We start from the raw sequence: 25771 nt of genomic DNA on the forward strand, positions 1-25771 counted from the left end.
AAACGTTTCCGAAAACTGATTTCTTCCCGAAGGTTCAGCACGTGCTGTTGGCAGGCAAACGGTTGGAGCCGGCGGGCGGTTGCGTCGGGCATCCAAAATCGCCACATCATGTTGACCTTCCATCTACTGGAAGGTCTATTTCCTCCGACAAAGGAGATTTCCGCCATGAACATCGGCGTCGCATCTGAAAAATCCGGCCTGCCCGCCAAGACGATCCGCTACTACGAGGATATCGGGCTCTTGCACCCGGCCCGGACAGACAATGGCTATCGCGATTACTCGACGGCCGATATTCACCGGCTGCGCTTCCTGCAGCGCTCGCGAAGCCTGGGGTTTTCGGTCGACGAATGCCGCCAGTTGCTCTCGCTGTACCAGGACAGGGAACGTGACAGCGCCGACGTGAAGGCGATTGCGAAAGCCAAACTGGTGGAGATCGACAGGAAGATCGCTGAACTGGTCGGATTGCGCGGCTTGCTCCACCATCTGGTCAGTCACTGCCACGGCGACGAGCGGCCGGATTGCCCGATCATCGACGAGCTGGCAGGACAAGGCGTCGCCCAGTGAGGCACGCAGCCATTGTAACGGTGTTGTCGCTTGCCTGCGTCTCTGTCGTGCTCGCCGCCGCCCATTCGGACCGTGATGCGGTCATCGAGGCTCGCCAGACCTCGATGAAGGAAATGGCCGAGGCGGCAAAGACGATCGCCGGGATGTTCGACGGCAAGCGGGCATACGACGCCGCAGCCTTCAAGGCGGCGGCCGAGACCATCCGCGCCCGCACCGGCTCTGCCTTGATTGCCGGATTCCCCAGCGCGACGTTGGGTGCGCCTTCAGGCGCCAAGCCGGATATCGACCCCGCCCGCGCGGAGTTCGAAGCACTGGCTCGTCATATCGAGACGCTGGCCCGCGCTCTGGCCTCCGACGCCGAGCAGGCGCCGCCGCGCATCACCGATGACATGAGAATGGGTTCCGGCCTTGCGATGGGCGGTGGCAGCCTGCTTGGCAAGCGGCCGGGACCGGCGGAAGCCGATCCCGCCAGCATTCCCGCCGAGCACCTTCTGCACCTCATCCTGCAGGATTGCTCGAGCTGTCACTCGAAGTTCCGGCAAAGGGTCGAGTGATGGCCGGCTGGACGCCAGCCGGCAAGATTCGACCATCGGTCCTGGGTCAGTTTCTGTGCCTAGTTGTGCCGCCAGATCTTGTATGCCGAAATGACCAGGATTGCGGCCAAGATTGGCAAGAGAACTTGCTCCGGCACAATGCCGAGCAGCAAGCCCCCGATGAACGTTCCGACAATTGAACCCGCTGCCATGACAAGCAAGAACGTCTTGTTCCTGCCGATCACTGAAAAGCTTTGATCCCGGCTGTAGCGGGTGAAGCCCACGAGCATGGTTGGCAAGCTCACCGCAAGCGACAGAGAGCCCGCCAGCTTAATATTGGCGCCGAACAGGAGAACCAGTGTCGGGATAAGAAGCTCGCCTCCTGCCACGCCTAGCAGAGATGCCACGATGCCGATTGCAAAGCCGGCAATGATGCCGGCGACGATCAGTGCCGCACCACTGAACAGCGGCTTGCCTGTCGCGCTCGGATCGTGACCAAAGACCAGAACGATAGCGATCAACACCAGCAAACCGGCAATCACCTTGTAGAGCGTTTGCGACTTCAATTTCGTTGCCCATCCTGCTCCGAACCAAGCGCCTAGAAGGCTGCCGGTCAACAGATTGAGTATGATCGGCCATTGCGCCGCGACGGAAGGCAGCGGCACCGCCGCCGCTCGGAACGGCAATGCCGTGGCGACGACGACCAAACTCGTCGCCTTGTTCAGGATCACAGCTTCGAGGGCTGCAAAGCGAAACAGGCCAATCAGGAACGGAAGGCGGAACTCTGCCCCGCCAAGCCCAATCAGTCCACCAAGCGAACCGACGCCAGTTCCAATTATAAAGGGAAAGATTCCACGTCGAATTGTCATCCGCCCATATGCTGCGAAGGCATCGAAGTTTTCAACCAGCGCGACTTTATACGTTCCGCTCTGGATTACTCAGCAGTCCATTCGAAGTTCCGGCAAAAGGTCGAGTGATAGCGTCAGCTCCGCAGCTGCTGATCCGCCATGAAACTGCGCCAGCCGCCGAAATGCGAGATCTCCTTTGCATCGGTGAGGCCGGCACTTTCGACGAGGAAACCTTTTGGCGACGTTCCATCGTCGAGCAGAAGCGTCCCGATGCCGAGCGGCGGCGGGATCGCGGCGACGAAGCGCCCGAAGGCTTGCGGCGAGAGCCGCCAGACTTCGACCTCGATCGCTGTCCCCTTGCCATTGCAGGTCCGCTCGAGCCCCGGTCGCGGCACCGACTGGCCGGCAAGCGCGTAAAGCCGGTAGAGCGGCGCCGTTCTCGCAGCCCGCGCGAACATTGCGCCGAGCTGCTGCAGCTGGCCGTTCAACGCCATCCCCGACAGATGCGCGCCGACCACGGCCAGCTCGATCGTGCCTTCATCCACGTCCGCGCGAGCATTGCCACGCGGCGGCAGCGGCCAGCTGGTAGCGCCCAGCGAAAGGCCGCTTGCCGCATGCACGTCGCGCGCAAGCGACGCCGTCAGATGGTCCTTGCCCGCCGCGGCAAGCAAGGTGATGCTCATCGGCAAACCGTCGCTACGAGTTCCGCTCGGCACCGAAATGCCGCACATGTCGAGCAGATTGACGAAGTTGGTGTAGGTGCCGAGCCGGCTGTTGGTGACGATGGGGTCAGCCAACACCGCTTCAACCGTGTAATGCGTCGGCGCGGTCGGCACACAGAATAAGTCGACCGAGGCGATGACCGGCGCAACCTTGGCCTTATAGCCTTGCAAGGCATAGAGCCCGTTGAAAGCGTCCGCCGCCGAAAGCTTTCGCGCACCGCCGATGATCTGCCGTGTCACCGGATGCATGGCCGCCTCGTTGGCTTCCATGAAGTCCTTGATCGCGGCGTAACGCTCCGCCACCCAGGCGCCCTCGTAAAGCAGATTGGCGGTGGCGTAGAAATCGCCGAACGGGATTTCGACCAGCCTGCAGCCCAGCTCTTCCAGCGCGGCAAGAGCGGCCTCGAAGCCCGCCTGCATCGCCTGGTCGCCGAAGAACGTCCAGTCGGCCCTGGCCGGCACGCCGACCGTCAGCACCGGCGGGCGCGCGGCAAGGGCCTGAATGGCGAAGTCGCGCGAATAGGGGTCGGCGTTGTCCTTTGCCGCCGTGATCTCGAACACCCTGTAGGCGTCGTCGACGGTGAGCGCGAACACCGAGACGCAGTCGAGTGTCCGGCAGGCCGGCACCACGCCGGCGGCCGACAGCGCGCCGACGCTCGGCTTCAGCCCGACAATGTTGTTGAGGCCGGCGGGTATGCGCCCCGAGCCGGCGGTGTCGGTGCCGAGCGCGAACGAGACGATGCCGCGCGCCGTTGCCACGGCCGAGCCGCACGAAGAGCCGCCCGGCACCAGTTTTGGATCGATCGCGTTCCTCGGGATCGGATAGGGCGTGCGCACGCCGACGAGGCCGGTGGCGAACTGGTCGAGATTGCTCTTGCCGACGACCAGCGCGCCGGCGGTCTTGAGGCGTGCGACGACATTAGCGTCTTTTACCGGCAAGTAGGCATATTCCGCACATGCTGCCGTCGTCGGCATGCCGGCGACATCGATGTTGTCCTTGACCGCGAATGGTACGCCCCACAGCGGCTTTGACACGGGGTCGAACGGGCCGAGCTTTTCTGCTTCGGCAAGCATCTCCGCCCTGCTCGCCAGATGAATGAAGATGCCCGGATCGTCGGCTGTCGCAAGCCGCGCATGGATCGTATCGATCACCTCGCCGATGCCGACGCCTGCCTGATAGGCGGCGTGCAAGCTCGCTATATCGAAGCGGATGTCGCTCATTTGGCCTCGTCCAGAATGACTACGGGCAGGTTCCACTGGATGAGTACGACGCAGCCGTCTTTTGTCCACACCGAATGCTCGGTTCCGACCGGGTTCAGGATCACGCTGCCCGCGGCATAATCGCCGTTCTCGTCGCTCTGTGTGCCTTCCAGCACGATGATCGTTTCTAGCCCGGCATGGCGATGGCGCGGCACGCCGGCGCCCGGCCGGTAGTTCAGGATCGCCACCGACGGTTCCGTCGGTCCGCCCTTGAGCAGCCAATGCACCGCAATACCATCGCGGAAATGCTCGAACGCCAGGTCGCGCCAGCCCCCTTGAATAAGAGCCTGGTATGCAATGTTAGGCATTGGAAATTCCCTCGAGCACCTGATCGGTCGTTGCGGTCCAGCCGACGATGGCGCCCTGCGCCCTGATCATGGCCAGCGCTGCCGCCTTGAACTCCGGAAAATAGCTCTCCGTCGCATCCTCGGCGAGCAGGCATTCATAGCCGCGGTCGTTGGCCTCGCGCATCGTCGTCTGCACGCAGACCTCCGTCGTCACTCCGGCAAAGACCAATTGCTGTGCGCCGAGCCGCTTTAGGTCGTCGCCGAAGCTGGTGGCATAGAATGCGCCCTTGCCGGGTTTTTCGATGACGATCTCGCCAGGCAGTGGCGCAAGTTCATCGAGGATCGCCGTTCCCGGCTCGCCCACGATCAGCACGCGACCCATTGGACCGACGTCGCCGATCCGCATCGATGGGTTGCCGCGGTTGCGCTTGGCCGGCGGCAGATCCGAAAGGTCTGCCTTGTGGCACTCCATCGTGTGGATCACCGGCAGGCCAGCGGTGCGGAACCCCTCGATCAGCCTCTTCACCGTCGGCACAATCGCCGTGACCCGGCTGACGTCGTTGCCGAGGCTGGCGCCGAAGCCGCCCGGCTCGGCGAAATCGCGCTGCATGTCGATGACGACCAGCGCCATCGTCTCAGGCTTGAAGGCAAACGGAAACGGCAGCGCCTCGATCTCCGCCATCAATGATGTCCCGCCATGTGCTCGCCGATCGTCTGCACGCTCGCCTGCGCGATCGGCGTCTCGTAGACCAGCGCACCGTCGGACATGACGAAGATGCGGTCCGAAAGTTCAAGCAGTTCGTCGAGGTCCTCCGACATCAGAAGCACCGCGGCGCCGGCATTGCGCGCCTTCATGATACGGGCGCGGATTTCGGCGACGGCGGAGAAGTCGAGGCCGAAGCACGGGTTGGAGACGATCAGAAGATCGACCTCGCCGGTCAGTTCCCGCGCCAGCACCGCGCGCTGCACATTGCCGCCCGAGAGCGACGAAATCGGCGAAGCGAGCGAGGCAGTCTTGACCTTGAACTGTTCGACCAGACGGGCCGCGTAGTCCCTGATCGCGCTCATCCTGATCCAGCTGACCGGCTTGCCGGCCTCGTCGAGGTCGAAGGTCCGGAAGGCCATGTTTTCCGCGACCGTCATCTTCGGTGCGCAGGCATTGCGCAACGGCTCCTCCGGAATGAAGCGGACATTGAGCGTGCGCGCCTCGCTGCGGCTGGCGCCATAGGGCGAGCCCTTCACCAGAATGTCGCCGGCATTGCGCGCCCGCTGTCCGGCAAGGACTTCGAGAAACTCCTTCTGGCCGTTGCCGGAAATGCCGGCAATGCCGACGATCTCGCCGGACTTCACATCGAGCTCGCCGATGTCGATGGTTTTCAAGCCGGTGCGGTCGGGCGCCTTCAGCGACTTCACCGTCAGCACCTGCCGGGCTCCGGCCGGCACCGGAGCACGACTGTCGAGCGCTGAAATCGGCTGGTCGCCGATCATCATCGCCGCCATCTGCTTGTGGGAGAGGTCGGAGACCTTCCCGGTTCCGGTCAGTCTGCCCTTGCGCAGCACCGTGATGTCGTCGGCAAACGCCGTCACCTCGTGGAATTTATGCGAGATCATCAGCACCGTAAGGTCGCCGCTCCTTGTCATGTCGCGCACCAGCCCAAGCACCTCCTGCGCCTCGCCGGGAGTGAGCACCGAGGTCGGCTCGTCGAGCGCCAGGAAACTGCGGCCGAGATAGAGCTGCTTGATGATTTCGAGCTTCTGCTTCTCGCCGGCCGCAAGTTCCGCCACCTTGACGTCGAGCGGCAGCTTGAACGGCATACGCTGCATGAATTGCGCAAGTGCGGCGCGCTCCTTGCGCCAGTCGATGACTCCGGGCACCTTCTCGCGCGAAATAACCAAATTCTCCGCGCCGGTCAGCGACGGGACGAGCGTGAAATGCTGATAGACCATGCCGAGCCCTAGCGCCGAAGCGTCCTTGGGACTGGCGATCGCGACCTCGCGGCCTTCGACCAGCATGTCGCCGGCGGTCGGGTGATAAAAACCCATCATGCATTTGACCAGCGTCGACTTGCCGGCGCCGTTTTCGCCGAGCAGCGCATGGAACGATCCCGCCGGCACCTTTATCGAGACGTCGTCCAGCGCGGTGAAGGCGCCGAAACGCATGGTCATGCCGATGGTCTCGACGCCGACGGCTTTCTTGCCGATGCTTCCGCTCAAGATCGTGTCCTCACGGCAGCTGCGCGACGAAGGATGCCGAGTTCGACACCGCGCCGAACACGCCGCCCTGCATCTTGATCATCTTGATCGCGGCAAGATGGTTGCCGTAATCGGTCGCGCCGCAGCAATCCTCCAGCATCACGCATTCGAAGCCGCGATCGTTGGCCTCGCGCATCGTCGTGTGGACGCAGACATCGGTGGTGATGCCGGTCAGCACCATGTTTTCGATGCCGCGCTGGTGCAGGATCAGTTCGAGGTCGGTGGCGCAGAACGAGCCCTTGCCCGGCTTGTCGATGATCGGTTCGCCCGCCGCCGGATAGAGGTCGGGGATGATGTCCCAGCCGGGTTCGCCGCGCACCAGGATGCGCCCGCAAGGTCCGGGGTCGCCGATGCCGGCATTGATGCGGCGCGAGCGCCAGCGCTTGTTGGCCGGTAGGTCGGCGAGATCGGGCCGGTGGCCCTCGCGCGTGTGGATGATGGTGTAGCCCTTGGCCCGCATGGCTGCGAGCACCGACTTGATCGGCTCGATCGGCGCCCGCACCAGCGAAAGATCGTAGCCCATATGATCGACATAGCCGCCCGGCCCGCAGAAATCGGTCTGCATGTCGATGATGATCAGCGCCGTATTGTCTCGCCGCAGCTCGCCATTATAGGGCCATGGATAGGGATCGGCATCGATGTAGCGCTGGGTGATCTCGGCTCTGGCGTTCATCGGAAAAACTCCAGTCATTTGGTGATCGACAATTCGCCCGGCGCGCCGGCAAGCGAGCGGCTCGGCGACGAGGTGGCGATCATGATGATGAGCGTGAGGATGTAAGGCGCGGCGTAGAAGAGATAGTAGCCCTGCGTCACCCCGACCGATTGCAGCGCCGGGCCCAGCGCGCCCGCACCGCCGAACAATAGTGCCGCGGCAAAGCAGCCGAGCGGATTCCAGCGCGCGAAGATGACCAGCGCCACCGCCATCAGCCCCTGCCCCGACGAGATGCGTTCGGTCCAGCTGCCGGGATAGTAGAGCGACAGATAGGCGCCGCCGATGCCGGCGAGCGCACCGCCGACACCTGTCGCAAGCAGGCGCACGGTGTTGGGATTGAGGCCCATGGCGCGCGCCGCATCGGAGCTGTCGCCGACGACGCGCACGATCAGGCCGGCACGCGTGTTGCGGAACGCCCACCACAGAAACACGGCAAGTGCCGCACCAATCAGGAACAGGATGTTGACGTTGAGCGCCGCCTGCACCTGCGGAATATCCGACCAGCCACCGAAGGCGATGGCCGGCAGGTCTGGTGCCGAGGGCTGGATGAACGGCTTGCCGAAAAAGAAGGCGAGACCGGAGCCGAACAGCATCAGCGCGATACCGATGGCGATGTCGTTCACCCCGCGGAATTTGCAGATCCAGCCGTGGAACAGCCCGAAGCAAAGACCGGCACCTGCGGCGGCCAGCAGGCCGAGCCATGGCGAGCCGGTCGTCACTGCGACGGCGTAGGCGGTCATTGCACCAAAGACCAGCGTGCCTTCGAGGCCGAGATTGATGCGGCCGGAGCGCTCGGTGATGGCTTCGCCAAGCGAGACGAAGATGAAGGGCGTCGAAACGCGGATCGCGCCGCCGAGAATGGCGAGCGGCACGCCCCACAGGCCGATCTCGGTCGCGTCCATCAGGAGCCCCTCTTCCACAGATCGGGATTGAAGACCTTGAAGCGGCCGTAAAAGGTTTCGCTGAACAGGATGACGACGAAGAGCATGCCTTGCAGCACAAGCACGGTGGCGTCGGGCAGGTCCATGCGGCGCTGGATCAGCCCGCCGGAAGCGCCGATGCCGCCGAGCAGAAAAGCGACTGGGATGATGGCGAGCGGATTGTGGCGGGCGAGGAAGGCGACGAGGATGCCGGTATAGCCGTAGCCGGCGGCGAGCGAGGCGTTGGCGCTGCCTTGCACGGCGCCGACCTCCAGCATGCCGGCTAGCCCGGCAAAGCCGCCGGCGAGCCCGGTGAAGCCGACGATCAGCGGCCCGACGGCAAGCCCCTGCACCTGGGCCGCCCTGACATTGCCGCCGGCAATGCGGGCGGCAAACCCCCAGCGCGTCTTTTCGATCAGCAGCCAGGACAGGACGCAGGCGACGATACCGAGGACAAGGCCCCAGTGCACGTCCATGCCTGGAATGTTGCCGATGCGGTAGGCATCCGCCAGCGGCTCGGTCGAGGGTTTGTTGAGCGAGGCCGGATCGCGCAGCGGCCCTTCGACCAGATGGTTCATCAGCGCGATGGCGATATAGGCCATCAGCAGGCTGGAGATGGTTTCGTTGACGGCGCGGTAGTGGCGGAGTGCGCCGACGGCACCGATCCAGATGCCGCCGGCGACCACGCCCGCCACCCCCATCAGCAGGATGACCAGAAAAGCCGGCGCGCCATTCACTGCCACGCCGATGGCGGCGGCGACAACGCCGCCCAGCACGATGGCGCCTTCGCCGCCGATGACAACAAGGCCGAGCCGGGCCGGCAGCGCCACGCAGAGCGCTGCCAATAAAAGCGGTGCTGCCCGCGACAGCGAGTTCTGGATCGAGAACCACGAGCCGAAGCCGCCGCGCCACATCGTCTCGTAGAGTTGCACCGGCGATTTGCCGACCAGAGCGATAAATACGCTGAACAGCGCCATGCCGACGATCAGCGCCGCGAGCGGTATGACGAAGGCTTCCGCCCGCCGCGCCGCCCATTCGAGCGCCGCCGGATAATTCCTGGCGCCAAACAGCGCCGGTGCGCCCGCAGTGCCGACCGTGTCTGCCATGGCCCCGTCTCCGATCCGGTTCAGGCGGTCGAACCGACGACGCCCTCGACCAGGTAGTCCATGCTTTCGAGTTCGAGCGCGGTCTCGACGAAGGCTTGGCCCTCGGTCGCGACGACGACGCCCTTGTTGCTCTTCAGCGGACCCTTGATGACGGAAAATCCGCCTTTCATCATTTCGGCCAGCGTGCCGTCGAACTGCTTGCGGGCGGCGTCGCCGACGGCGGGACCGAGCGGGCTCATCTTGACGAAGCCGTCGGCCAGGCCGCCGCGCGTGAAATTGGGCAGCGGCGTGCCGGCCACCAGATCGTCAACGAACATCTTGTAGACCTTGGCCCAGTTCCACTCCGCGCCGGTCAGGTATTTTTCCGGCGCCAGCGGGCTCTGGTTGGCATGATAGCCGCAGACGAAGGCGCCACGCCCGGCCGCCGTCTCGACCACCACCTTGGGGCTGTCGACATGACAGGTGATGACGTCGGCACCCTGGTCGACCAGCGCATTGGCGGCCTCTGCCTCCTTGACCGCCAGCGACCACTCGCCGGTGAAGATCACCTGGCAGGTGATGGTCGGGTCGACCGAGCGCGCGCCGAGCAGGAAGGAATTGATGTTGAGCAGCACCTGCGGGATCGGCTTTGCCGCGACGAAGCCGAGCTTCTTGGTCTTGCTGGTGTGACCGGCGACGACGCCGTTCAGATACTGGCCCATGCCGATATAGCCGAAATAGGAACCAGCATTCATCGGATGCTTGTCCTTGTTCCACATGCCACCGCAATGGCGGAACTGCACGTCGGGGAATTTCGCGCACATGGCCAGCATGTGCGGATCGAAATAGCCGAACGAGGTCGGGAAGATCAGCGACGCGCCGTCGAGATTGATCATCGATTCCATCGTCTTCTGGACGTCGACGGTCTCCGGCACGTTCTCCTCTTCGACCACGGAAATGCCTGCGATCCCCTTCAGCGTGGCAGCGCCTTCGGCATGCGCCTGGTTGTAGCCGTAATCGTCCTTTGGCCCGACATAGATGAAGCCGACCGTGGCCGTCGCGGCGAAGGCCCTGCTGATCGGAAACGACGCGGACGCAAGACTTAGCGCCGCTCCGACGGCGGAGGTCTTGAGCAGCTCGCGACGGCTAAGCATGAATCTCTCGGACATTGAATGCTCCCTCTATGGGGCCTTTGGGGCCGGTTAACACCTCAATGAGAGAAGTGTATGCAATCAGCGTGCCAGTTTCAGAAATTGGATTTATCCAGCAATATCAATGAGCGTGCCGATGTGGACTGCACAAAGCCGGAGCAATTGCATACACTTTTTGCCTTCAAAATCGCCAATTTGACATGAAGGCTAAAACATAGGCATACAGAGCTGCGGAGGAATCGAAGCCGGTGAGTGGCTTACGGCTCTAGCGAAAAGACTGGACGGAGGAGACGTGTCGGGAAAGCGCAATTTGATCAGGTCGGGCACGACCGTCGATCAGATGGTGAGGGCGATCAGCGACCGGATCGTCACCGGTTTCCTGCGTCCCGGCGAAAAACTCGACGAAGCCTCGCTCGCCGCCCGCTTCGACGTCTCACGCACGCCGATCAGGGAAGCGCTAAGCCGGCTCAGTGCTATGGGACTGGTCGAAAGGCGGCCGAACCGCGGCGCCACCGTCGCCGTGGTGACGCAGGAGCACCTCGCCTCGATGTTCGAGAGCATGGCCGAGCTTGAAGCGATCTGCGCGCGCTTCTCGGCCGAGCGCATGACGGCGGGCGAGCGCCACACGCTGGAGGCCGAGCACCAGGCCTCGGCGCGCTTGGTGCAGCTCGGAGCCGAAGAAGAGTATGAGCTTTTCAACACCGAATTCCACACCCGGCTCTATCGCGGCGCCCACAGCAAGCACATTTATGAACTGACCGTCATGACCCGCGGCCGCCTGGCGCCGTTCCGGCGCGCGCAATTCATGCTGCCCGGCCGGCTGGCCCAGTCGTGGCAGGAGCATGACGCCATCGTCACCGCAATCATGCGCGGCGACAGTGCGGCCGCCGGAACAGCCGCCAAGGACCATGTCTCGATCGTCAGCGAGGCAAGCGCCGTCTTTGCCATCGGCGATCGCCCCAAAGGCAAGGCCGAGCCGTTTCCGACATCGGCTTCCTAACCCTCAATCGACCAGCACGGCGACCACGGCAGCGCAGTCGCCGGCCTTGACCAGCCCCGGAAAATGCCGCGCCGCCAACAGACCGGACATTTTGCCCCGGATCTCCTGCGGCGCGCCGCCGGTGCGGCCTATGGAATGGATGCGTGCCATCACCTGGTTTTCTGCCACCGGCTCGCCGAGATCGATCATCGTTTCGATCATCCCGTCGTCCTCGGCGAACGAGAAGCAATCGCCGGACGGCATGTCGAGCCAGCGGGTTGGCCGCATCTCGACCGCGCCGGCGACGATGCCGGCATGGCGCAGCACGTTGAGCACGCCGCGCCGCGCGATCCGCACCGTTTCGGCGCGCGAAGTCCCGCCACCGCCGAGCTCTGTTGTGATGAACAGCTTGCCCATCTCCTCGGCGGCAGTGTCGAACATGCCGACCGCATCGATCTCCAGCATCTTCATCGACCAGGGTGCGGAGAACGCTTCGACCGCAGCGAATCCTTTCTCCTCCAATATTTTGTCGGGCCGAATGTGGGCGGCGCAGAACGGCACGAAGTCGAGCGTCTTGCCGCCGGAGTGGAAGTCGAGTGCGATGTCCGTTCGAGGCAGAAGCTCGCGCTGGAAGTAATCCGCGATCTTCTCGGTCACCGTGCCGTCGGGCCGGCCGGGAAAGCTGCGGTTGAGATTGCCCTTGTCGATCGGCGAGGTGCGCGTGCCGGCGCGGAACGCCGGATAGTTCATCGCCGGCACGATGATGACCGTGCCGCTGACTTGCTTCGGGTCGAGCGTACGGGCGAGGTCATAGAGCGCCAGCGGCCCCTCGTACTCGTCGCCATGATTGCCGCCGGTGAGCAATGCGCTCGGCCCCTTGCCGTTGCGGATGACGCAGATCGGGATCATCACCGATCCCCAGGCTGAATCGTCGCGGCTGTAAGGCAGGCGCAAGAAACCGTGCTGCACGCCGTCGCGTTCGAAATCGACGGTCGGCGTGATCGGTGACGGGCGAAGGCTGGACATCGGGCTCAATTCTTCACCACCAGTTTGCGCGGCACATTCGCCAGGCACTCGACGCCCGTCTCGGTGATCAGGATGGATTCGGTGATTTCCAAGCCCATCGTCTCAAGCCACAGGCCGGTCATAAAATGGAAGGTCATGCCGGGCTTCAACTCGGTGCGGTCGCCTGGGCGCAGGCTCATCGTGCGTTCGCCCCAGTCCGGCGGATAGCTAAGCCCGATCGGGTAGCCGGTGCGGTTGTCCTTGACGATGCCGTATCTCTTCAGCACCGCGAAGAAGGCGTTGGCGATGTCCTCACATGTGTTGCCGGGCTTTGCGGCGGCAAGTCCCGCCTCCATGCCTTCCAGCGTCGCCTTTTCGGCGTCGAGGAACTCCTGCGTCGGCTTGCCGAGGAAAACGGTGCGCGACAGCGGGCAGTGATAGCGGTTGTAGCAGCCGGCGATCTCGAAGAAGGTACCCTCGCCCGATTTCATCGGCCGGTCGTCCCAGGTCAGGTGCGGCGCCGATGCGTCGGCGCCCGACGGCAGCAGCGGCACGATCGCCGGATAGTCGCCGCCGACGCCGTCGACGCCGCGCGTGCCGGCATCGTAGATCTCGGCGACCAGGTCGCATTTGCGCATGCCGACTTCGATCTTGTCGACGATGCGCTGGTGCATCGCTTCGACGATGCGGGCGGCTTTGCGCATGTAGTCGATTTCGGTCGGGCTCTTCACCGCGCGCTGCCAGTTGACCAGCGCCGTGGCATCGACGAAGCGGGCATTGGGCAAGTGCTTCTGCAGCGATGCGAAGGCAGCGGCGGAGAACCAGTAATTATCCATCTCGACACCGATGCTGAGCTTCCCCCAGCCGCGATCGGAGAGCACGCCGGACAGAAAATCCATCGGATGGCGCTCGGTCGACTGCACGTAGTTGTCGGCATAGCCGACGATGTTGTCGTGCGCGAGATAGGCGGTGCGCTTGGCGCCGTTGGCGTCCTGGCCGCGCCCGTACCACACCGGCTCGCCCGACGGCGGCACGATGACGGCCTGGTGCACATAGAACGACCAGCCGTCATAGCCGGTCAGCCAGGCTATGTTGGACGGATCGCTGACAATCAGCAGATCGACGCCCTTGGCCTCCATCGCCTTCCGCGTCTTGGCGAGGCGCTCCGCATATTCGCCGCGCGAGAATTTCAAATTTGGCTGCATTGTTCTTGGTCCTCGTTTGTTGGGCCTTGCGGCCAGCATCAGCTTTCGAAAATCGTACCCGTCTTGGCCGCACGCGCCCGGTCGCGGGCGAGCGTGGCGATTGCCGTGTCCTGCACGCCTGTGCCCGTCAGATCGGCAATGGTGATGTCGCTGCCCGAGCGCCGCCCATGCCTTTCGCCGGCGATGATGTGGCCAAGCTCGGTGATTTCGGCATCGGCCGCCATCACGCCCGCCGCTATAGCATGGTGCAGTTCGCCCAGGCGCCGCGTCTGCTTGGCGCTGTCAGCGACGTAGAGATCGGCCATGCGCAGGATCGCCGGCGCGATCTCGTTCTTGTGCTCGGCATCCGAGCCCATGGCAGTGATATGCTGGCCGGCGGAGACGAAGCCGGCCTTGATCAGCGGCTCGGTCGACGGCGTCGTGGTGACGATGATGTCGGCATCGGCCGCAGCCTTTGCCGCGTCGGGCTCCGCGTGAACGGCGATGCCCAGTCTTTCGGACAATGCGTCTGCCGCAGCTTCGGCCTTGGCGGCATCCCTTGCCCAGATGCGGGCTTCCGTGATTGGCCGCACCAGCATCAGCGCCTCGAGCTGCAGTCCGGCCTGAACACCGGCGCCGAAGATCGCGGCGACGGAGGAGTCCGCCCGCGACAGATGTTTGGCGGCGACCGCACCGGCGGCGGCGGTGCGGATGTCGGTGAGATAGCCATTGTCGAGCAGCAGCGCCTCGACCAATCCGGTTTTGGACGACAGCAGCACCATCATGCCGTTGACGCTGGGCAGGCCGAGCTTCGGATTGTCGAAGAAACCTGGGCTGATCTTGATCGCAAAACCGTCGATGCCCGGCACATAGGCGGTCTTGACGTCGACCTCGCCGCGATGCTCTGGAATGTCCAGGCGCAGGATTGGCGGCATCGCCACCGGCAAGGTAGCGAGCGCCCGAAACGCGTTCTCGACGCAGGCGACGGCATCAAGATCCAGCTTCACGATCTTGCGCAATTCGGCTTCGGTGAGGATCGTCATCCGGCTCATGCTGCGCTCTCCGCAATTGCTTCGCCGCAGATGATCTCGCGGTGCAGTGTCATATCGATGTTGCGGCCGGACAGCACGAGCACCGTCGGGCCGCTCGCCCTGACCTTGCCGGCAAGCACGGCTGCGATGCCGACTGCGCCGGCGCCTTCGACGATCTCGCGCTCCTGTTCATAGGCATGGCGGATGCCGGTGGCGATCTCGTCCTCGCTTAGCAGGATCACATCGTCGAGCAGGTCGCGGCACATGGAAAAGGTCAGTCGGTTGTCGAGGCCGATGCCGCCGCCGAGCGAGTCCGCCAGCGTCGGCAGTTCCTCGACCAGCACCGGGTGCCCGGCATCGAGGCTCGCCTTCATCGCCGCACCGCGCGCCATCGAGACGCCGACGACCTTCGTTGCCGGGCTGACGCCCTTAACGGCAGCGGCAACGCCCGCCGCCAGTCCACCGCCGGACAGCGGCACCAGCACCAGGGCGGCATCAGGAACCTGTTCGATAATCTCCAGCCCGAGGGTGCCTTGCCCGGCGGCGATGGCAGGATGGTCGAAGGGCGGCAGCATGATCAGCCCGTCTTCCGCGACCAGCCGTTCGACCTCCCGCTGCGCATCGTCCTGGCTGTTGCCGACGATGCGGATCTCGGCGCCGAGCCGGCGGATCTCGTCGAGCTTGTTCTGCGGCACCAGCCGCGACATGCAGATCGTCGCATGGATGCCTTGCAGTTGTGCGGCATAGGCAAGCGCCCGGCCGTGATTGCCGGTCGAGGCGGCGACGACGCCGCGCGCCTTCTCCTCTTCTGTCAGCGAAGCGATAGCGTTCGAGGCACCGCGCAGCTTGAAGGCGCCGGTGGTCTGCCGATGTTCGAGCTTGAGATAAACAGGAGCGTCCAAGTGCTGGGAAAGACTCCGGGAAGGAACGGTCGGCGTACGCTCGATCTTGTCTGCGATGCGCTCGCGCGCGGCGCGGATATCGGGGAGGCTTATCTGGGTCATGGCTCATCAATCAGTTCAGCGGCTGCGTCATCAGACGGCCGAATTCAGGGCACGGCTCGTCGTCGTCGCAAAGGCGCAGGCAATTCCAGGCCGTCGCCTGGTTGCTGGTGACGACGGGGCGGCCGATCGCCTCTTCTATGCCGACAACTGCCGCCGCCGACCGCAGCGCCGTGCAGGACACGAACAGCGCGTCGGCCTGCGGGGCCATCGCATCACGGGCCAGATCGACCAAGGATTTCGGCGCAATCCGCGCCATCTCGCGATCATCCTCGAAGCCGAGGCAAGTGAAGCTGGCGATTTCGAATCCATGCTCGCTGAAATAGGTCGCCATCGGCCGGCTGGTCTCGACCGTGTAAGGGGTGAGGATGCTGACCGTCCTGGCGCCCAGCGCCTTCAGGCCGCGCACGCCGGCCATCGGCGGCGTGACCACCGGCACGCCGGGCTTGGCGGCCTGCACCGCCGCCTCGATTTCGGCATCGCCGATCACGACGGAAGCTGAGGTGCAGGAATAGCAGATCGCGTCGAGCGGCTCGTCAGGCAGGATCAGGGCCGCGGCCGCCGTCAGTGACGGCTGCATCTTGCGCAAATTGTCCGGCGTCGTCGGGTTGGCGTAGGGAATACGCGCGACATAGACGCCGATGCGGTCGCTTGCCACCATGCGGTGAAAATCCGGTTCGCTGGTATGGTCGGTGGCAAGGATGATCAGGCCGACCCGCTTTTCCAGCGGACGTGCTTCGAGCGGCGGACGGATCGAGCGCAGGCGGATATCGGGTGCAGCGTTCATCGTTCGATCCGCCCATAACGGTGTTCCAGCCAGCGCAGCAGCACCACCGAGAACAGGCTGATGGCGAGGAAGAAGGCGCCGACCAAGGTGATCGGTTCGATATACCGATAATAGGTGTTGGCGACGCTCTTGGCCTGGTTCATCAGTTCCAGCACGGTGATCGCCGACAGCAGCGGCGTCTCTTTGAACATGGCGATGAAATAATTGGCAAGCGCCGGGATCATCGGCGGGATCGCCTGCGGAATGATAATGTGCGTCCAGGTCTGTGTGGCATTCAGATTGCAGGCCTTGGCCGCTTCCCATTGGCCGCGCGGCACATTGTCGATGCCGGCGCGGTAGACCTCGGCCGTGTAAGTGCCGTAATGCAGTCCGAGACCGATGACGCCCGCCACCAATGGCGGCAACAGGACGCCGAAATCCGGCAGCACGTAGAAGATGAAATAGAGCTGCACCAACAGCGGCGTGCCACGGATGAACTCGGCAACGAAACCGACGGTGCGCGACAGGGCCCGGTTCGGCGAACGGCGCGCCAACGCAATGCCCAGCCCGACGACGGCCGCCAGCACCGAGCCGAGCAGCGTCGCCAGGATGGTGATCTTCACCCCCTCGATCAGCGTCGGCAGGATCTGCCGGACAAAATCCCAATCCCATTCCATTAGCAGGCCCGATCGATCATACGCGCACCCCGTCGAGGCCACGAGCCATGCGGCGTTCCAGCGACCGCACGCCCCAGGAGATGAGGAGCGCCAGGACGAAATAGATGACGAGGATGGTGCTGAACGGCACCAGTGTATTGCCGGTCTGCGAGCGCACCACCTGCGCCTGGAAGGTCAGGTCTGCAAGCGAGATCAGCGAAACGACGGCTGTGGCCTTGAGCAGCTCGATGGCGTTGTTGCCGAAGGTCGGCAGCATCACCAGAAGCGCTTGCGGCAGGATGATATGGCGCATGGCTTGCCAGCGGCCGAGATTGAGCGCGGTGCAGGCCTCATATTGTTCGCGGCCGATCGACTTGATGGCGCCGCGCACGACTTCCGCCGCATAAGCGCCGACATTGAGGCCCAGCGCCAGCACGCCGGCCTGCAGCGGCGTCAGCGAAATGCCGGCGAAAGGCAGCACGAAATAGGCCCAGAACAGCTGCACGAAGATCGAGGTGCCGCGGAAGAACTCGATATAGGCGGTGGCCAGCGCGCGCAGCACGAAGAACCGCGACAGCCGCCCCAGCCCGGCAAGAAAGGCCATGACCAAGGCCAGCACCGACCCCATCAGCGTCAACTCGATGGTGACGAGTGCTCCTTGCAATATCAGGCCGAAATAGCCGGACCATTGGGTCATTGGGTCGAGAGTTTCCGCGTTGAATGTCCAGCGAGACGTTGGCTTCAGCCTCCTTCTCCCCGTTCACGGGAAAAAAGATGCCGGGCGGCAGATGAGGGGCAGAGCCCGCTTGGCAGAACTTTGTGCTGCCCCTCATCCGGCCCTTCGGGCCTCCTTCTCTCCGTGAACGGGGAGAAGGAGGACCCGCCTATTTCGCCGAGCAGAGCTTGTCGCGGCTCGTCGACATTGCCGCCGCCGCCGAGAAGCCGTAAGGCTCGATGATCTTGGCGAACTCGCCGGACTTCTTCAGTTTCGCCAGCTCGACATCATAGGCGTCGCGCAGCGCTTCGTCGCCCTTCTTGAAGGCCGCGCCGTCGCAATAGACCGGCGCACCGACCACCGGCGCGATAACTTCGAGGTTCGGATCATTGGCTTTCTTGACCAGGTCGTTGATCGACAGCACGGGCAGTGAATAAGCATCGATACGGCCGTCCTGCAGCATCTTCAGGCCGCTCTGGCCGTCCGGCACGACGATGACGCGCTCGCGCGGCACACCTGCCGTGAGCGCCAGCTTTTCCTCGGTGCCGCCACCCGGTGCGCCGATCGTCGCGCTGGTGTCCTTGGCGACGTCCTCGTAGCTCTTGAAGCCCTTCGGGTTGCCCTTCTTCACCAACATCGCCTCGGCGTCGCACAGCACCGGTTCCGAATAGGCGACCGCAGCACAACGTTCCGGCTTCATGAACAGGCCGGCGGTGACGACGTCGAAACGGCCGGCCTGCAAGCCGGGGATCATGGCGCCATACTCCGAGATCGAGGCGACGATATCGTTCACGCCAAGACGTTTGAAGATTTCACGGGCAACGTCAGGCGCCGCACCCGAAACCTTGCCGTCGGCAGCGACCGCCGTATAGGGCGGCTCGTTGGCGATGGCGACGCGGGCAAAGCCTTGCGCCTTGAGCTCTTCGAGCTTGCTGTCATCGGCCGAGCCGGCCGTCGAGGCGGCCAGCACCGCCGCCAGCGCAATACCGGCGACGCCGGCCAAAATGGCAAATTTCTTCATTGTTCCCAACTCCTTGTTTGTCTGTCTTCTTGGCTTGCTTGAGGCGTCGCCGCCTCGCATGGCAGTCAGACCCGATGTCCGGCCGCAATGATCTTCTTCAGGAAACCTTGCGTACGCTCCTGTTTGGGATGGCGGAAAATCTCGTCGGGCTTGCCTTCCTCGACTATTCTGCCGCGATCGAAGAACAGCACCCGGTCGGCGAAGTCATGGGCGAAACCCATCTCGTGCGTGACCAGCAGCATGGTCATGTCGGTCTCGGCAGCGAGCTTGCGCATGACGTTGAGCACCTCGTCGACGAGCTCCGGGTCGAGCGCCGAGGTGACCTCGTCGAACAGCATGATCTTCGGCGACAGCGCCAGCGCGCGCGCAATCGCGACGCGCTGCTTCTGTCCGCCGGAAAGCTGCGCCGGCATCGCTTTGGCCTTGTCGACCATGCCGACCATGTCGAGCAGTTCCATCGCCCGCTTTTCGGCGGCGCCCCGCGGCACGCCTTTGGTCAGCATCGGTGCCAGCGTCACATTGTCGATGACGCATTTGTGCGGAAACAGATTGAACAGTTGGAAGACCATGCCGATCTTCTGGCGCATCTTTGCCAAATGCCGTTCATCGGCCGTTAGCAGCCGGCCGTTACGCTCCATGTGGTACAGCTGTTCGCCGTCGACCTGGATGTGGCCGCTGTCGATGCGCTCAAGCGTCATCAGGATACGCAGGATCGTCGTCTTGCCCGAGCCCGATGGGCCGATCAGCGCCAGCTTCTCGCCCGGCATGACTTGCATCGAGAGGCCGTCCAGCACCTTGAAGGTGCCGAAGCTTTTCGAAATGCCGTCGATCTTGATGATGGGCGCCGACAATGAATTTCCCGTGCTGGAGAAGCTATGCCTTTAACGATGCGGATCGCAGCAAATCATGTCAATCAAGAAAATAATATCATGACAATATTTCGAATTCCGCACAATTCCCCGCCATTTGTTGCCTAGATGGCAAGCAGGAGATGCTCGGGATCGCCGAGCAGAAGCTTTGTGACAACGCCGAGACCGGCACGCAGTTCCCCCTCCGTGGTCGAGCCCAGCGAAATCCGGACGGCTGGATGCCAAGGCATCTGCGAAATGCGAAACGACGTGCCGGGCGCAATCGCCACGCCCTGCAGGCGCGCCTGGGACACAAAGCTTTCCTCGCCGCGATCCTCGGGCAGCCGCAGCCAGACGTGAAGCCCGTCGCGATGAGCGCGATAATCCACTCCGGCAAGCACCTCGGCGGCGATGTCCAGACGCCGCCGCAAAGCCAGGCGCTGCCATCGAACGAGTTCCATCGCGGTGCCGTCGGTCACCCATTTGCTGGCGATCTCGGCCACCATCGGAGTCGCCATCCAGTTCGAGACCAGGTGGCGGTTGGCAACCGCGGCGACATAACGATCGGGTGCTGCGAGATAGCCGATGCGCAGGCCGGGCACCACGATCTTGGTGAAGGAGGTGACATAGAGCGTGCGCTCGGGGGCAAACGCCGCGACCGGCGGCGGCCGGTCCTCGACCAGCGGGCCGAGCACATCGTTCTCGATGATGGCGATGTCGTGCCTGCGCGCCACCGCCGCGATCCGCTCGCGCCGGGCGGCATCCATCAGCGTTGCCGTCGGGTTGATCACCGAGGGCTGCACGAACACGGCGCGGATGTCGGACAGCCGGCAGGCCTCGTCGAGCGCTTCCGGGATCAGCCCATTGCCGTCGATCGGCAGACCCTCGAGATTGAAGCCGAGATAGCGCGCCAGCGGGATCAGCGTGTGATGGCCGATCGCTTCCGTGGCGACGGTCGAACCGGGCGGCGCCACGCTCATCAGCGCTACCGTCATACCGGCGGTGGCGCCGTTGGTCAGGCTGATGTTCTGCGGCGACGCGTCGAGGCCGCAGAGCCGCAGCCACTCGACACCCACCGCGCGGTGGCGCGGGAACACCATGTTCGGCCTGAACGACAGCGCCGAGCTCGACGGCAGGTTTTCGGCGAGCCAGCCCAGTGCCTGCCTCAGCCGCTCCAGATGCATCGGTTCGCAGACCGGCTTCAGGATGGAGAGGTCGATGACCTCGCCCAGCCGCTCCGGCAGATAGGGCGGCTCCGGCTCGCGGCGCTGCGTCTGCACGAAGCTGCCGCGGCCGACCTCGCCGGAAACCAGCCCGCGGCGGATCAATTCCTCGTAGGCGCGGCTGACCGTCTGCACGGAAAGTTTCAGATCGTCGGCCAGTTGCCGGTGCGTCGGTAGGCGCGCGCCAGTGGCCAGACGCCCGTCATGGATGGCCCGCGCGAACTGGTCGGCGAGCGATTGATACGCCGGCCGCCGGATAAGAGCGGGATCTGGTCGCCAAAATGTCATGACTTATTAGAGATCGAAATCAGTGCAATTGACAATCGAAATAATGCGCCGTCATGGTGTCGGGCACTGGAAGTGGGTGATCATGGCTGCAGCGAAACTCGATCCGATCGATCTCAAAATCCTCGACGCCATCCAGCGCGACGGGCGCATCACCAAGCTGGCGCTGGCCGAGAAAGTCGGCCTGTCGCCGACGCCGTGCTGGATGCGGCTGCGCAAGCTGGAAAAGGCCGGCATCGTCTCGGGCTACCATGCCAGGATCGCCATGCGCGCCATCTCGCCGGTCGCTACCGTGCTGATGGAGGTGACGCTGGCAAGCCACCGCCAGGCCGATTTCGACCGTTTCGAGCGCGTCATCCGCGACATCCCCGAGATCGTCGCCTGCTGGTCTGTCGGCGGCGGCGTCGATTACCTGCTGAAGGTGATGGCGCGCGACATCGACGCCTATCAGCGGCTGGTCGACGCCCTGCTCGAACGCGAGATCGGCATCGACCGCTATTTCACCTACATCGTCACCAAGACGGTGAAGGAGGAGAGTGTGCTGCCAGTGGCGGATCTGTTGCCGGCATCTTCCTGATGCCGGAGAGATCGTCTGGCGGGGCAGGGCAATAGAGACAATCTCTCTACGTGCAGGCACGCAAACAGCCTCTCTGTTTGCGCAGCAGAGATAGTCTTGCGGCATTACCCGAACCGGGAGCCCGATGATGTCTGCACATTTTGCCCGCTCGCACCGCAATGAAGCACTCGATCGCCTCGCCGACCGACGGCTGCTGCGCGAACTCGCCTATGTCGCTGGCCACTGGACGGCGAGCGAGACCGCGGAGAGTTTCGAGGTGACCGATCCGGCCACCGGATCGACCGTCGCTTTTGTTGCCGCGCTCGATGCCCGGCAGACGACATTGGCGATCGATGCGGCATCGCGCGCCTTTCCTGCTTGGCGCGCATTGCTGCCGCAGGAAAGGTCGAAAATCTTGCGAAAATGGTTCGATCTGATCGTCGCCGCCAAGAATGACCTGGCTGTGCTGATGACGCTCGAACAAGGCAAGCCGCTGAAGGAATCGCTCGGCGAGATCGACTATGCCGCCTCTTTTGTCGAATGGTATGCCGAGGAGGCCAAACGTCTCAACGCCGAAAGCGTCACCAGCCATCTGCCTGATACCGAGATGATGGTGCGGCGCGAGCCACTCGGCGTCGTCGGCGTCGTCACGCCGTGGAATTTTCCAGCGGCCATGCTGACCCGCAAGGCGGCTGCCGCCCTTGCCGCCGGTTGCACCATCGTCGCGCATCCCTCCTCGGAAACGCCGCTGTCGGCACTGGCGCTGGCCGAGCTTGGCGAACGCGCCGGCCTGCCGGCCGGCGTGTTCAACGTCCTCACCGGCAGGGCTTCGACTATCGTTGGACGGATGTGCGAAGACCGGCGCGTTCGCGCCATGAGCTTCACCGGCTCGACCGAGATCGGCAGGCTGATCGCCGCACAGAGTGCGCCGACGATGAAGCGTCTGGTGATGGAACTCGGCGGTCATGCGCCGCTGATCGTCTTCGCCGACGCCGATCTCGACAAGGCTGTCGCCATTGCGGTCGACGCCAAATTCGCGACCTCCGGCCAGGACTGCCTCGCCGCCAACCGCATCTATGTCCAGCGTCCGCTCTACGATCGGTTCTGCGCTGCTTTCGCCAAACGCGTCGAGGCATTGCGGACCGGCAATGGCCTGGCTGACGACACCGAAATCGGACCCTTGATGCACGAACGCGCCGTCAAGAAAGTCGAGGAGCAGGTGGCCGATGCGCTCGCCAAAGGCGCGCGCTGCCTGACCGGCGGCAAGCGCCATTCCGCCGGGCCGCTGTTCTACCAACCGACCCTGCTTGCCGACGTGAGAGACGACGCCCTGATCATGCGCGAGGAAACCTTCGGTCCGGTTGCTGCCGTGTCGCCCTTCGACAGCGAAGAGGAAGTCGTCGCCCGCGCCAATGCCACCGAGTACGGCCTCGTCGCCTATGTCGTCACCGAAAACGGCGGTAGGCAATTGCGCATTGGCCGCGCGCTCGACTATGGCATGGTCGCCATCAACCGCGTCAAGATCACCGGCGCGCCGATCCCTTTCGGCGGCGTCAAGCAGTCCGGCATCGGCCGCGAGGGCTCGCGTCATGGGCTCGAAGCCTTTACCGATCTCAAATATCTCTGCCTCGACGTGGCGTGAGCCGCCCCGACAATTTCCTTCAGGAGTAGAAAAATGCTCGACCGGTCAAACGAACTCGCCGCCTGGGACCGCGATCACTTCTTCCATCCCTCGACCCATATGGGCACCCACGCGCGTGGCGAGAGCCCAACCCGTGTGATCGCCGGCGGCGAAGGCGTCACCATCTGGGACAACAACGGGCGCAAGAGCATCGATGCCTTCGCCGGGCTCTACTGCGTCAATGTCGGTTATGGCCGCCAGAAGATCGCCGACGCCATCGCCGCGCAGGCCAAGAATCTCGCTTATTACCATGCCTATGTCGGGCACGGCACCGAAGCGTCGATCACGCTGTCCAAGATGATCATCGACCGCGCGCCGCAAGGCATGTCGAGGGTCTATTTCGGGCTCTCCGGTTCAGACGCCAATGAAACCAACATCAAGCTGATCTGGTACTACAACAACGTGCTCGGCCGGTCCGAGAAGAAGAAGATCATCTCGCGCTGGCGCGGTTATCACGGCTCCGGCATCATGACCGGATCGCTGACCGGCCTCGACCTGTTCCACAACGCCTTCGACCTGCCGCGTGCGCCGGTCCTGCACACCGAGGCGCCCTACTATTTCCGCCGCGCCGACCGCTCGCTGAGCGAGGAGCAGTTTTCGCAATACTGCGCCGACAAGCTCGAGGAGATGATCCTCGCCGAAGGGCCGGAAACGGTCGCCGCCTTCATCGGCGAGCCGATCCTCGGCACCGGCGGCATCGTGCCGCCGCCAGCCGGCTATTGGGAAAAGATCCAGGCGGTGCTGAAGAAATACGACGTGCTTTTGATCGCCGATGAGGTAGTCACCGGCTTCGGCCGGCTTGGCACCATGTTCGGCTCCGACCATTACGGCATCAAGCCCGACCTGATCACCATCGCCAAGGGCCTGACCTCGGCCTATGCGCCGCTCTCCGGCGTCATCGTCTCCGACAAGGTGTGGCAGGTGCTCGTCCAAGGCTCCGACAAGCTCGGCTCGCTCGGCCATGGCTGGACCTACTCGGCGCATCCGATCTGCGTTGCCGCCGGCGTCGCCAACCTGGAACTGATCGACGAGATGGACCTAGTGCGGAACGCCGGCGAGACCGGCGCCTATTTCCGCGCCGAGCTGACGAAAGCCGTCGGTGGCCACAAAAACGTCGGCGAGGTGCGCGGCGACGGCATGCTGGCGGCAATCGAATTCGTCGCCGACCGGGACGACCGCGTGTTCTTCGACGCCTCGCAAAAGATCGGACCGCAGGTCGCGACCACCCTTGCGGCAAGCGGCGTCATCGGCCGCGCCATGCCGCAGGGCGACATTCTCGGTTTCGCGCCGCCGCTCTGCCTGACACGGCAAGAGGCCGACATCGTCGTCTCCAAGACGGCCGACGCGGTGAAGAGCGTGTTTGCCAGCATCTGAAGAAGCTACATGAATGCCATGACCAAAAACCTCCCCGCCACCATGGCCGCCGTGCAGCTGATCGGGCACGGCGGACCGGAAAAGCTCGTCTACCGCACCGACGTCAAAGTGCCCTTGCCCGCTCCGGGCGAGGTGCTGGTCAAGGTCACCGCTTGCGGCATGAACAACACCGATGTCTGGGTGCGCCAGGGCGCCTATGGCACTGAGGAGGATGCAGCCGCGGTGTCGACCTGGCGTCGGCAGGGCAACACGCTGACCTTCCCACGCATCCAGGGCACCGACACGGTCGGCAACATCGTTGCCGTCGGCGAGGGCGTGTCGCCGGCCCGCATCGGCGAGCGGGTGATGGTCGATTTCTCCATCTACAATCGCGACGACGATTCACTCGCCGACATCGACTATATGGGCCACGGCCGCGACGGCGGCTATGCCGAATACCAGACAGTGCCGGCCGAGAACGCCCATGTCGTCAGCACCGATCTGAGCGATGTCGAACTCGCCACCTTCTGCTGCGCCTATCTCACCGGCGAGCAGATGCTGGAACGCGCCGCATTGAAAGCCGGCGAGCGGGTGCTGGTCACCGGCGCCTCAGGCGGCGTCGGCTCGGGCATCGTGCAGCTGGCGCGGGCGCGCGGCGCCATTCCCTATGCCGTTGCCGGCAAGGGCAAGGAACAGGCCGTGCGTGACATCGGGGCCGAGGCGGTGATCACCCGCGGCGTTGCCGATCTGCCGGCCGCCGTCAACGAGGCGACCGGCGGCCGGCCGATCGACGTGGTGGCCGACCTCGTCGGCGGCGCGATCTTCAACGACCTGCTGCGCATCCTCAGGCCCGAAGGCCGCTACACGACGGCGGGCGCGATTGCCGGCCCGGTCGTGCAGCTCGATCTGCGCACCATGTATCTGAAACAGCTCCAACTGCATGGCTCGAGCCAGGGCACACGGGCGGATTTCCGCCGCATCGTGCGCTACATCGAGGAGAAGAAGATCCGGCCGCTGGTCGGCGGCGTCTACAAGCTCTCCGATTTCCATCGCGCCCAGGCCGATTTCATCGCCAAGGATTTCGTCGGCAAGCTGGTGGTCGTACCGGATGCCATCGGCCGCTGAATAGCCT

At 64.0% G+C, this 25771-nt stretch carries 26 protein-coding genes; 7 read left to right on the forward strand and 19 right to left on the reverse strand.

Annotated elements, in window-relative coordinates; genetic code table 11:
* Window positions 1–165 precede the first annotated feature (165 nt).
* Both cueR and NKH83_RS09445 read left to right on the forward strand, forming a co-directional pair.
* A complete protein-coding gene (gene cueR / locus NKH83_RS09440; protein WP_254819466.1) occupies window positions 166–564 on the forward strand; it encodes a Cu(I)-responsive transcriptional regulator in 399 nt (132 codons plus the stop codon).
* Window positions 561–1118 carry a cytochrome c gene (locus tag NKH83_RS09445; protein WP_352803548.1) on the forward strand — a complete coding sequence of 186 codons (558 nt, stop codon included), beginning with the start codon at window positions 561–563 and terminating at the stop codon, window positions 1116–1118. Before cueR ends, NKH83_RS09445 begins: the two co-directional genes overlap by 4 nt.
* A gap of 59 nt (window positions 1119–1177) precedes the next feature.
* Here the strand turns inward: NKH83_RS09445 and NKH83_RS09450 are convergent, their stop codons facing one another.
* From NKH83_RS09450 to NKH83_RS09490, 9 genes are all read right to left on the reverse strand, one after another.
* Entirely contained in the window at window positions 1178–1966 is a 789-nt protein-coding gene (locus NKH83_RS09450) for a sulfite exporter TauE/SafE family protein (RefSeq protein ID WP_352803550.1), read from the reverse strand.
* A gap of 113 nt (window positions 1967–2079) precedes the next feature.
* Window positions 2080–3888: an allophanate hydrolase gene (gene atzF, locus NKH83_RS09455; protein WP_352803553.1), complete on the reverse strand. Its 1809-nt coding sequence runs from the start codon at window positions 3886–3888 to the stop codon at window positions 2080–2082.
* Entirely contained in the window at window positions 3885–4235 is a 351-nt protein-coding gene (locus tag NKH83_RS09460; RefSeq protein ID WP_352803555.1) for a cupin domain-containing protein, read from the reverse strand. Before NKH83_RS09460 ends, atzF begins: the two co-directional genes overlap by 4 nt.
* Window positions 4228–4896, reverse strand: coding sequence for a cysteine hydrolase family protein (locus NKH83_RS09465; protein WP_352803558.1), 669 nt, complete (start codon window positions 4894–4896; stop codon window positions 4228–4230). The genes NKH83_RS09460 and NKH83_RS09465 overlap by 8 nt, the downstream gene beginning before the upstream one ends.
* Window positions 4896–6428: an ABC transporter ATP-binding protein gene (locus NKH83_RS09470; protein ID WP_352803561.1), complete on the reverse strand. Its 1533-nt coding sequence runs from the start codon at window positions 6426–6428 to the stop codon at window positions 4896–4898. The genes NKH83_RS09465 and NKH83_RS09470 overlap by 1 nt, the downstream gene beginning before the upstream one ends.
* A 10-nt stretch (window positions 6429–6438) precedes the next feature.
* Entirely contained in the window at window positions 6439–7140 is a 702-nt protein-coding gene (gene biuH / locus NKH83_RS09475) for a biuret amidohydrolase (protein WP_352704827.1), read from the reverse strand.
* A gap of 14 nt (window positions 7141–7154) precedes the next feature.
* Window positions 7155–8081 carry an ABC transporter permease gene (locus NKH83_RS09480; protein WP_352803565.1) on the reverse strand — a complete coding sequence of 309 codons (927 nt, stop codon included), beginning with the start codon at window positions 8079–8081 and terminating at the stop codon, window positions 7155–7157.
* Window positions 8081–9205 (reverse strand): ABC transporter permease, encoded by a 1125-nt coding sequence (locus tag NKH83_RS09485; protein ID WP_352803568.1) that lies wholly within the window; start codon window positions 9203–9205, stop codon window positions 8081–8083. The genes NKH83_RS09480 and NKH83_RS09485 overlap by 1 nt, the downstream gene beginning before the upstream one ends.
* Window positions 9206–9225: 20 nt before the next feature.
* The gene (locus tag NKH83_RS09490; RefSeq protein ID WP_254819474.1) at window positions 9226–10353 is read right to left on the reverse strand and encodes a BMP family ABC transporter substrate-binding protein; all 1128 of its coding nucleotides are present in this window, start codon (window positions 10351–10353) and stop codon (window positions 9226–9228) included.
* Window positions 10354–10675: 322 nt separating this feature from the next.
* Between NKH83_RS09490 and NKH83_RS09495 the strand changes: the two genes are divergently transcribed.
* On the forward strand, window positions 10676–11335 hold the full coding sequence (locus tag NKH83_RS09495; RefSeq protein ID WP_352803930.1) for a GntR family transcriptional regulator: 660 nt from the start codon (window positions 10676–10678) through the stop codon (window positions 11333–11335).
* 3 nt (window positions 11336–11338) lie between these two features.
* Here NKH83_RS09495 and doeB read toward each other — a convergent pair whose 3' ends face one another.
* The 10 genes from doeB to ehuR form a co-directional block, all read right to left on the reverse strand.
* Complete coding sequence (doeB, locus tag NKH83_RS09500) at window positions 11339–12340, reverse strand: N(2)-acetyl-L-2,4-diaminobutanoate deacetylase DoeB (RefSeq protein WP_352803571.1); 1002 nt, start codon at window positions 12338–12340, stop codon at window positions 11339–11341.
* Window positions 12341–12345: 5 nt separating this feature from the next.
* Window positions 12346–13524, reverse strand: coding sequence for an ectoine hydrolase DoeA (gene doeA, locus NKH83_RS09505; RefSeq protein WP_352475670.1), 1179 nt, complete (start codon window positions 13522–13524; stop codon window positions 12346–12348).
* Window positions 13525–13562: 38 nt separating this feature from the next.
* Complete coding sequence (locus NKH83_RS09510) at window positions 13563–14555, reverse strand: cyclodeaminase (RefSeq protein WP_352475671.1); 993 nt, start codon at window positions 14553–14555, stop codon at window positions 13563–13565.
* Window positions 14552–15538, reverse strand: coding sequence for a hydroxyectoine utilization dehydratase EutB (eutB, locus tag NKH83_RS09515; protein ID WP_352803576.1), 987 nt, complete (start codon window positions 15536–15538; stop codon window positions 14552–14554). Before eutB ends, NKH83_RS09510 begins: the two co-directional genes overlap by 4 nt.
* A gap of 10 nt (window positions 15539–15548) precedes the next feature.
* Window positions 15549–16322 carry an ectoine utilization protein EutA gene (gene eutA, locus NKH83_RS09520; RefSeq protein ID WP_352475673.1) on the reverse strand — a complete coding sequence of 258 codons (774 nt, stop codon included), beginning with the start codon at window positions 16320–16322 and terminating at the stop codon, window positions 15549–15551.
* Complete coding sequence (ehuD, locus tag NKH83_RS09525) at window positions 16319–16978, reverse strand: ectoine/hydroxyectoine ABC transporter permease subunit EhuD (RefSeq protein ID WP_254819480.1); 660 nt, start codon at window positions 16976–16978, stop codon at window positions 16319–16321. The genes eutA and ehuD overlap by 4 nt, the downstream gene beginning before the upstream one ends.
* A 16-nt stretch (window positions 16979–16994) precedes the next feature.
* On the reverse strand, window positions 16995–17654 hold the full coding sequence (ehuC, locus tag NKH83_RS09530) for an ectoine/hydroxyectoine ABC transporter permease subunit EhuC (RefSeq protein ID WP_254819481.1): 660 nt from the start codon (window positions 17652–17654) through the stop codon (window positions 16995–16997).
* Between the two features lie 187 nt (window positions 17655–17841).
* Window positions 17842–18693 carry an ectoine/hydroxyectoine ABC transporter substrate-binding protein EhuB gene (gene ehuB, locus NKH83_RS09535; RefSeq protein ID WP_254819482.1) on the reverse strand — a complete coding sequence of 284 codons (852 nt, stop codon included), beginning with the start codon at window positions 18691–18693 and terminating at the stop codon, window positions 17842–17844.
* Between the two features lie 65 nt (window positions 18694–18758).
* Window positions 18759–19544, reverse strand: a complete 786-nt coding sequence (gene ehuA / locus NKH83_RS09540) for an ectoine/hydroxyectoine ABC transporter ATP-binding protein EhuA (RefSeq protein ID WP_352475674.1) — start codon at window positions 19542–19544, stop codon at window positions 18759–18761.
* A 122-nt stretch (window positions 19545–19666) separates the two neighbouring features.
* Window positions 19667–21052, reverse strand: coding sequence for a MocR-like ectoine utilization transcription factor EhuR (gene ehuR, locus NKH83_RS09545; protein ID WP_352803102.1), 1386 nt, complete (start codon window positions 21050–21052; stop codon window positions 19667–19669).
* An 82-nt stretch (window positions 21053–21134) separates the two neighbouring features.
* Here ehuR and NKH83_RS09550 point away from each other — a divergent pair, with 82 nt between their 5' ends.
* The 4 genes from NKH83_RS09550 to NKH83_RS09565 all read left to right on the forward strand — a co-directional run bounded on the left by NKH83_RS09550 (window position 21135) and on the right by NKH83_RS09565 (window position 25764).
* Window positions 21135–21626, forward strand: coding sequence for an Lrp/AsnC family transcriptional regulator (locus NKH83_RS09550; protein ID WP_352475676.1), 492 nt, complete (start codon window positions 21135–21137; stop codon window positions 21624–21626).
* A 127-nt stretch (window positions 21627–21753) separates the two neighbouring features.
* A complete protein-coding gene (locus NKH83_RS09555) occupies window positions 21754–23247 on the forward strand; it encodes an NAD-dependent succinate-semialdehyde dehydrogenase (RefSeq protein ID WP_352803583.1) in 1494 nt (497 codons plus the stop codon).
* Window positions 23248–23280: 33 nt separating this feature from the next.
* Window positions 23281–24660, forward strand: coding sequence for an aspartate aminotransferase family protein (locus NKH83_RS09560; RefSeq protein ID WP_352803586.1), 1380 nt, complete (start codon window positions 23281–23283; stop codon window positions 24658–24660).
* A gap of 9 nt (window positions 24661–24669) precedes the next feature.
* On the forward strand, window positions 24670–25764 hold the full coding sequence (locus NKH83_RS09565) for an alcohol dehydrogenase family protein (protein ID WP_352803589.1): 1095 nt from the start codon (window positions 24670–24672) through the stop codon (window positions 25762–25764).
* Window positions 25765–25771: the final 7 nt, after the last annotated feature.

This window comes from Mesorhizobium sp. M0909, assembly GCF_040319515.1.
Taxonomy (GTDB): Bacteria; Pseudomonadota; Alphaproteobacteria; order Rhizobiales; family Rhizobiaceae; genus Mesorhizobium.